The organism is bacterium (assembly GCA_029210545.1).
GTDB lineage: Bacteria > BMS3Abin14 > BMS3Abin14 > BMS3Abin14 > BMS3Abin14 > JARGFV01.
This window is the reverse complement of the sequence record JARGFV010000110.1, coordinates 1-8,090: the sequence shown is the minus strand read 5'-3', so window position 1 is coordinate 8,090 and position 8,090 is coordinate 1. Positions and strand designations below refer to the sequence as shown.

The 8,090-nt window shown below is 58.4% G+C and carries 8 protein-coding genes and 1 pseudogene; 7 read left to right on the top strand and 2 right to left on the bottom strand.

Going from position 1 to position 8,090, the window contains the following annotated elements:
• Positions 1-182: 182 nt before the first annotated feature.
• Positions 183-788, bottom strand: a pseudogene (locus P1S46_10315) (hypothetical protein).
• A gap of 379 nt (positions 789-1,167) precedes the next feature.
• On the opposite strand from P1S46_10315, the gene P1S46_10310 reads away from it, so the two are divergent.
• The 7 genes from P1S46_10310 (at position 1,168) to P1S46_10280 (ending at position 7,209) form a co-directional block, all read left to right on the top strand.
• On the top strand, positions 1,168-2,403 hold the full coding sequence (locus tag P1S46_10310) for a hypothetical protein (GenBank protein ID MDF1536872.1): 1,236 nt from the start codon (positions 1,168-1,170) through the stop codon (positions 2,401-2,403).
• Positions 2,404-2,511: 108 nt separating this feature from the next.
• Entirely contained in the window at positions 2,512-3,306 is a 795-nt protein-coding gene (locus P1S46_10305; GenBank protein ID MDF1536871.1) for a glycerophosphodiester phosphodiesterase, read from the top strand.
• A gap of 216 nt (positions 3,307-3,522) precedes the next feature.
• Positions 3,523-4,122, top strand: coding sequence for an NAD(P)H-dependent oxidoreductase (locus P1S46_10300; protein ID MDF1536870.1), 600 nt, complete (start codon positions 3,523-3,525; stop codon positions 4,120-4,122).
• A 189-nt stretch (positions 4,123-4,311) separates the two neighbouring features.
• Positions 4,312-5,391: a glycosyltransferase family protein gene (locus P1S46_10295; protein MDF1536869.1), complete on the top strand. Its 1,080-nt coding sequence runs from the start codon at positions 4,312-4,314 to the stop codon at positions 5,389-5,391.
• A 160-nt stretch (positions 5,392-5,551) separates the two neighbouring features.
• Positions 5,552-5,779 (top strand): antitoxin, RHH family protein, encoded by a 228-nt coding sequence (locus tag P1S46_10290; GenBank protein MDF1536868.1) that lies wholly within the window; start codon positions 5,552-5,554, stop codon positions 5,777-5,779.
• Positions 5,766-6,062 carry a type II toxin-antitoxin system RelE/ParE family toxin gene (locus P1S46_10285; protein ID MDF1536867.1) on the top strand — a complete coding sequence of 99 codons (297 nt, stop codon included), beginning with the start codon at positions 5,766-5,768 and terminating at the stop codon, positions 6,060-6,062. The genes P1S46_10290 and P1S46_10285 overlap by 14 nt, the downstream gene beginning before the upstream one ends.
• Before the next feature lie 577 nt (positions 6,063-6,639).
• Positions 6,640-7,209: an SH3 domain-containing protein gene (locus P1S46_10280; GenBank protein ID MDF1536866.1), complete on the top strand. Its 570-nt coding sequence runs from the start codon at positions 6,640-6,642 to the stop codon at positions 7,207-7,209.
• Positions 7,210-7,381: 172 nt separating this feature from the next.
• Here the strand turns inward: P1S46_10280 and P1S46_10275 are convergent, their stop codons facing one another.
• Positions 7,382-7,885, bottom strand: a complete 504-nt coding sequence (locus tag P1S46_10275; GenBank protein MDF1536865.1) for a cytochrome c3 family protein — start codon at positions 7,883-7,885, stop codon at positions 7,382-7,384.
• Positions 7,886-8,090 lie beyond the last annotated feature (205 nt).

The following is an 8,090-nucleotide window of genomic DNA, read 5'->3' as shown; positions in this document are numbered from 1 at the left end:
AGTGCCATTCCCATTTATCTTTAATTGCCACACAGTTAGCTGACATCTCATTTGCATCATGAATAATGCGGGCTAGGTGCCAAGAAAAAGGCGCCGGACCATTTGGTCCGGCGCCTTTGCGATTGTCCTAGTACATAGCCCTTGGAACCTAGCACAGGGCTATGACATTATTATTCAGGCTATCAGTAGTCATAGCCCTTTTCGTTGTGCTGCGTGATGTCGAGGCCGGTGACCTCCTCGTCCTCGGTGACCCGCAGGCCGATGGCGACGGCGCCCATGGGGCCCACGAAGCCGGAGGCCGGGGTGATGGCCACGAGGCCGGCCACAGCGCCCGTAATGGCGCCGAGGGCACTGGGCTTGCCGTGCTTCAACCATTTCACACCCATCCAGGCAAGGGTGGCGGCGGCTGTAGCGATCTGGGTCATGGCCAGGGCCATTCCGGCAGTCCCGTCCGCGGCGAGCTCGGATCCGGACCAGCCCACCCACAGCATGGATGCTCCCACCATGGACAAGGTGAGGCTGTGGGGCATCATGGGGGTCGTGGGGTAGCCTTTTCTCCTGCCAAGGACGATGGCCGCGACCAGGCCCGCGATACCGGCGTTGATGTGGACCACTGTGCCTCCGGCAAAGTCCAGCGCGCCCATCTGGCCGAGCCATCCGCCGCCCCACACCCAGTGGCAGACGGGGCTGTAGATGAGCAGCATCCAGGCGCCGGTGAAAAGGAGCATGGCGGAAAACTTCATCCTTTCGGCGAAGGCGCCGATGATGAGGGCCGGCGTGATGTTGGCGATGATGTACTTCATGGTATGTTCCCCTTTCGGTGGTTTGAGTTGATGACTGCACAATGGAAAGGGATGTGCCAAAAAAGAAAAAACCGGCAGGATTGCAAATTTTCCTTTTTTTACAAAAGGTTGCACCATATTTTGACGCTGGCAGGCATTGGACTGACCGGAATCGCAGCACAACAGGGCCTATGTTTTTATGCATTCGCCGACAAGGTGCCCAAAAAACAGGCATGACCTGCGATTGATATCATTTGTGGGAAGGTGTTAAACTGCTGTCACGAAAAATCGTGCTAAATTAAAGAGTTAACCTGAAATACAGGTCCAGGCAAACTCCTCGACGGATCCCGGTTTGCGATGCGGAGAAGATAGGGAGCATATAAAGATGCCGCAGGTTTTTTCAACCGGTTGGCTTTACCTGTTTATGATCGTCATGGTCGTCAGCCTGGTCAGGATCTGCCTGAAGGTGCGCACCCTTAACCAGGGCCCGCAGATGGATCGCTCCGTGGTCCGCCTGGCTCCCGTGAAGAAGGACGCTCCCGACCTGGGAGGGAAGGATGAAAGCGCGGGGATCCTTGCCGGTCCCGACGCCCTCATCAGGGATGGGGACTTCTCCCGGGCTATCGGTGAGCTGGAATCCATGCTCCCGGACCTCTCCCCCGTGGAGGACCGGGAGGTCAGGGGCCAGGCCCTTTACCGGCTGGGCGCCTGCCGGCGGAGAATGGCCGCGCCCGGCGACGGAAAACGGGAAAGGCTCAAAGCCGGCGAGGCTCTCCGGGAAGCGGTGACCCTCCTGAAGCCGGAAAGGTTCCGCGTCCACTACTTGAGAGCCCTTTCCGAACTGGCCGCCCTTTACGAGGAACTGGCCGGTATCCAGGGCCAGTTGGAGAACCTCAACCTGGCCCTTCGCGCCTGGGACACCGCCGCTGAGGCAGCGAGGCGATCGTCGTGGCTCGATGAGGAGGTACGGTTTCTCACCCGGAAGGCGGGGGTGCTCCGCAAGCTGGCAGACCACTCCGATCGCCAGGCCAGCCTGAGAAAGGCTGTGGAAACCTACGAACAGGCAGCCGCTGTCCTGGAGGCCATCGAGGACACGGAAACCCTTCTCAACAGGGCCGGGATACTGAAGATGGCCGGGGACGCACTGACCGAACTGGCAGATGTGTTTGATAAGGAGAAGACCCTGGCACGGGCCCTTTCCGCCTACGACCGGGCCCTTGAGATCATGACCCCGGAGGAAAACCCTGTCCAGCGGGGCGTCACCCTGGCTGACGCCGGCCGCGTTCTTCTCGGGCTTTACGACATCGAACGGAGCCCGGCCCTCCTTAGCAGGGCCGTCAGGACCATCAGGGATTCCCTGGAACTGCTGAAACAGGACGATCAGGCCGCGCGCAGGGGGATGGTCATGGCCCTCATGGCCCGGGCCCTGACCCGTTACGCGGAGGTCAGGGAGCCCAGGATGAACCTCCAGCGGGCGGTCACCCTGTTCGAAACAGCCATGGGGATCCTGAAAGAGCCGCAGTACGCTCCCGAGCGGGAACGGATCAAGGGGGAGCTCAGGGAGGCGGTGGGGAAGCTGAACGCTGAGTCTAACTTAGTAGACTCAGCGCCGAGGGGGTGAGGGGGCGCATGGGGGGGAATATCGCAACGTTCTTTCACCTTTTCTCCTCTTCCCCTCTTCAGAGAATCGAAGCTGTGGCTGAGACTCGATGATCAAAGGACGGCTGCCATGACAGTTTCCATAATGGACATTTTGGAAAACAGCTGCCGTCCTTTGATCATTGCCCATCGCGGCGCGTCCCGCTACTTCCACGAGAACACCATGGAATCCTTCGAGGCGGCCATCGACATGAGGGCCGACATGATCGAACTGGACGTCCGGCGTACCGCCGACGGCGTGCTGGTGGTCCACCACGACCATGATTTTGCCGGTGCCAAAATCATGGATATGACAAGAGATGAACTGCAGGACAAATCTGGATCAGCAGGGTACATGGTCCCCACACTTCAGGAAGTACTGGAATTTTGCGCAGGCAAAATTCCACTGGACATCGAGCTGAAAGAGGCGGGCTGCGAGGAGCAGGTCCTCGAAACGGTCCTGGGCGTCCTGGGACCGGACAGCTTCATCATCACCTCCAGCTTAGACACGGTGATCAGGAAGATAAGGGTCCTTGATCCGGCGATCCGGACGGGGCTTATCATCGGCGACCGTCCTCCATGGCAGCTGTTTACCAAGCTCTTTCCCGGCCGCAGGGTCCGCCGATCCGGGGCCGACGTCCTCGTGGTGAGCAGGAAGCTCGTACAGCTCGGTTTCCTCAAGACAACCAGGAAACTTGGCCTCCCGGTGTGGGTCTACACCGTCAACGACAGGAAAGAGCTATGGAAGACCATCACAGATGAAAGGGTGGGGGGGATCTTTTCCGACCGGCCGGACGTCGCCCTTTTCCTCCGGGATCTGCACAGCGTTCATAAGGCGTCGATCCCTGAGGAAAAGGGGGAATGGGGAAGGATGAAGGCGGAATAGAACCAGTAAAACTCTTTTCACCCTTGTTCCTCCTTCGTACAGGCTGCCGGGGACAGGGAAGTCCCTTCGACAGGCTCAGGGCAGGGCAGGAATCAGGATAAGTTCAAGAACTGTTTTTTAACATACAAGTGCGCGGTAAATTTGGCCGCATTTAAAGGAATGCGATTTGCCCTGCACTTTGCACTTTGCACTCTGGACCAGATCCAGGAGGATCTCATGAACGTGCTGGTAATACTCGCCCACCCCACCCCCGGCAGTTTCAACCACGCCATCGCCGAGACGGTGGTGCTCACGTTAGAGCGGCTGGGGCACTCGGGGGTCTTCCACGACCTGTACGCCGAACGGTTCGATCCCGTCCTGCCCACGGACGAGATCGTCAGGGACGTGGTCCTCGACCCGATGGTCGCCGAACATTGTCAGCAGCTCGCCGCTGCAGACGGCATCGTCCTGGTGCACCCCAACTGGTGGGGCATGCCCCCGGCGATCCTTAAAGGCTGGGTGGACCGGGTCGTCCGGCCCGGCGTCGCCTACGAGTTCGAGGAGGGTGACGGCGGGGAAGGGGTTCCCGTGGGCCTGCTCAAAGCAAAGACGGCGGTTGTGTTTAACACCTCAAACACGCCGGAGAAAAGGGAGCAGGAAGTCTTCGGCGACCCGTTGAAGAACCTCTGGAAGACGTGCATCTTCGACCTGTGCGGGGTGACCGAATTTCACCGCCGCAACTTCGGTGTGGTGGTGACCAGCACGGAGGAGGAGCGTAAGGTGTGGCTGGAGGAGACTTCTGAACTAATCGCCCGCATATTCCCGGCGGGCAATTAGCTGTATCGGGGTGTCGGGGAAGGGAGCATGGGAGCAGGGGCGCAGGGGCGCATGGGCGCAGGGCGCGGAAGGAATAGGGAATAGGGAATAGGGAAGTCGGAATGGGGAAGCAAGGCAAGGTTCAAACGATCTCTTCCACCTTCCACCTTCCACCTTCCACCTTCTCTATTCCAATAAGGAGTTTTACCATTGTCCCTTATCGTTTACGGCGTATCGGGTGAGGGGTCCGGGCACACCTCCCGGGCCATGTCCGTCCTCCCGCACCTCGTCGAGCAGGGTCACGACGTCAGGGTCGTCGGGTACGACCGGAGCTACCGGGACCTCAAGGACCGGTTCGACGTTTTCCAGACCGAGGGGTTGACCATCGGCCAGGTGGACAACGAGGTTTCCGTCACAAAAACCATCACCGAGAACCTGGCAAGGATCCCCAGGGGTCACGCCAGGTCAAGGGAACTTAAAGAAGTCCTGTTCAAGGAATTTAGTCCCGAGGCGGTGATCACCGACTTTGAGCCCATGACCGCCTACCTGGCCAACTACTTCGACATTCCCCTCATCACTCTGGATAACCAGCACCGTATGCGGTACATGGAGCTGGCTGTCCCCGAAAGGCTGGTTCCCGGCATGGCCCTGACGAAGGCCATCATCCGGGCCATGATCCCCCGTCCCGACGTGAGCCTGGTGACCACCTTCCACTTCGCTCCCTTGACCAACGACCGGACCTTTTCCTTCCCGCCCCTCATCCGGCCGACTGTCCAGTCTGCCGTTCCCTCAAGAGGCGATCACATCGTGGTCTACTTCACTAAGGGTGCGGATTCCTTCGTGGGGCGGCTCCGGGAATACCCACGGGAGAGGTTCCACGTCTACGGCCAGGGCAGGGAGGGGGTCGAGGGCAATATCGAATACAAGGGGTTCTCCCGGGAGGGGTTCGTCAACGACCTGGCCACCTGCAAGGCTGTCATGGCCTCGGCGGGTTTTACCCTCATCACCGAGGCCCTCAACCTGAAAAAGCCGTACCTGGCCCTTCCCACGAAAGGGCAGTTCGAACAGGAACTCAACGCCTTCATGCTGGACGATCAGGGTTACGGCAAGGGGGTTTTCCGGGTGACGAGAGAGACAATCGGAGATTTCCTGTACCGGCTGCCGGAGTACACCGAGAGGCTGGAGGAATACCAGCCGTCGGACGGCAGCGGGATCAGGGCCAAGCTGGATGAACTTTTAGCCGACGGCTGCGCCCTGGCGCGGGAATATCATGAAAGGCGGAAAGGTTGAGGGGAGCAGTAGCCAGAATCCAGGAGCCAGGAGAGAATACGTGTGTGCGTAAGTCATTTGAGATTTGTCGCCCTCACGCTTAACGCAAATGCGCACAAACGTGTCAAGGTTGCCGTAGTTCCACACAAGTGATACACTTCCTTTGTATCGGAGGTGTGTCATGCCCACGAAAAATCCCCGTATCAATATCGTCGTTGAAGGCCCACTTTACAAGGTTCTGAAGGAACTGGCCGACAAGAAAGGGCTTTCCCTGTCCACTCTCAGCCGGGACCTCATCCGCGAGGCCCTGGAGATGAGGGAAGACATCGCCCTGAACTACGTGGCCGATAAAAGGGACAGGACCCTGAAAGCCGCAGAACTCATCGACCACGACGATGCCTGGTCCTGAAGCGAAGTTCCTGGTCAGGTACCACCCTGACGTCAAGGCTGAGGATATCCCGGCACTTCCCAAGGCTGTAAAAAACCGGATAAGGAAAGCCATCGAAGAACGGCTGACGGCTGCTCCCCACGATTACGGCCAGCCCCTGCGTCGCAGCCTGAAAGGCTATTGGAAGTTGAGAGTGGGGGATTACCGCGTGGTTTACAGGATCAAGGGTAATTCTGTGATCATCCTCGGGATCATGCACCGGGAAAAGATCTATGAGGAGATGGAAAAGAGGGGGGACGGCTGATCAGCGACCGACCGACTGTCCGAAGGAGCGACTAAGCGAATGTCAGTGCAGTTGTGCACTCCATGCACTTCCTGCACCAGTGCACTCCAGCTGTCACCTGATCCCGCATCCCACATTCCAGATTCCATATTCCAAATTAAACCAGTGAACCGTGAAGCCCGGACCCCGGACCCCAACCATCGGCTACCTTATCCCGAGCTTGTCGAGAGGACGGTTCGGGTTCCAGATGTTCCCGATCATTGATCACGGCCTTTACCTCGGCACTCCGATACCCCCATACCCCTCCATACATGCAGTCAACCCGTAGGAGGATCGATGGGAACATATTTGAGTCCATCCCTTAAGGCAACCTCCAGGGGTTGACCGAGTTCCCCCGTTTCATTCCCATCCACCCGTCCAGTTTCCGAACACTATCTTTAAAAACAGCAATCTTGACGGCAGTCGCCCATATTGCTGTTTTTAAAGCTAAAAGTAGGCTTAATCCTGCCACTCAACCCATGTTTCTATCTTGGCATCATCATTGCTCCTTCCATGGCAGTAAAACTATCGACAACTACTTTTTGAAAGGAGAAGTATCATGGGAGATCTCACTGTAATGCAGAAGCAGGAAGTGGCAAAGGGCGCCCAGGCCATCGGCGCCATGATGGGCAGGCAGGCAAAGAGAAGGGCCGAGAAACTCACTTCGCCGCTGCCGACCCTCTCCTTCTGGGGCAAGGTCCTCGCGGTGACGGCCTTTGCGGCCTCCCTGGCTTTCGCCGGGCTCATTGTCCTCGACTCGTCCCACGTGGCTGTCGACCGGGGCAAGGCCGCCATCGTCGCCAGAGACACGGTCAACGTGCGGCAGGGATCTTCTGCCGGTTCGGGGATCGTGGAGAAGGCCCACCAGGGAGACCGGTTCTCCGTGACCGGATCCAGGGGGGATTGGACCAGGGTCCGGTCGTCCGACGGCAGCGTTGAGGGTTGGATCGCCAGCAGCCTCATCGACACGAAGACGGCAAAGACCCTGACCCTCAACTACGAAATGAAAGGCTATGCCACCGCCCTCCTCATCTGCATGGCCATCGTCTTTTTCGCCCTGAGGATGAAGAAGGTGCCGGTCACGGTCCGGAACGGAAGCGAGACGATGCTGGTGAATATGGATAAGTAGTCAGTAGCCAGTAGTCAGAAAACAGTATTTGATCAAAATGGGCGCTTGCAATCCAGCAGGCGCCCATTTTCTGTGAGCGGAAAGCTGTCAGCTGAGATCTTATGACCGGGTCACCACATATGCAGGGGAGCTATGGGGCGGAAGGATCCGGATGGACCCTCCCGCCTCCCGGTTATTCGTAGGAATGGCAGCGGACGCACAGGGGCTCGATGTAAGGATAATCGATGGGTTCGAGCGCCCGGAGCATGTACGGCACCCCCTGCTTGCCGTGGACGTTGTGGCAGCTGACGCACATGACCACATCGGCGCTGCTCTGATACCCGTTCAAATCGAAGTCCAGCAGCGGCATGTCGTCTCCCGGCAGGATGCTGGATGTGGGCGACTCGAAGTTGACAAAGGGCTTTTCCGGCCACCTGGAGACCGGGTCGTCAGCGACGGGGTGGGTGCCGATCAAAAGGTCCGGGTTAGCGTGGCAGGCATAGGAACAGTACGCCCGCTGGTCCAACATGCTCACAAATGGATCGAGGAAAGGATCCGTGTAGATGTGCGTCCACTGGACCAAAGGATCGTAAATTGGCCGTAGGTACTTGTAATCCCAGGGCTCCATCAGATGATCCGTGTGGCAGTCCGTGCACGGCATCCGGTGTTTCCCGTGACCATCCATTTCGTAGGTCATGGGGAATTCACCCGCCGGGCTCAAAGTTGAAGTGCAACACTTAGAGGAGTTAAAGTGTTGATGGACTCGCAAAAAGTCCATCAACGCGCCCCGCGCGGGGCGCCCGAATCAATGACTCGCCGCGTCACGATCGATGACCCGTGAAAACTGCCGCGCCTGGGAGAGGCGCCCGGATCGAGTGCCAATGGCTGTGTGTTCGATCCGT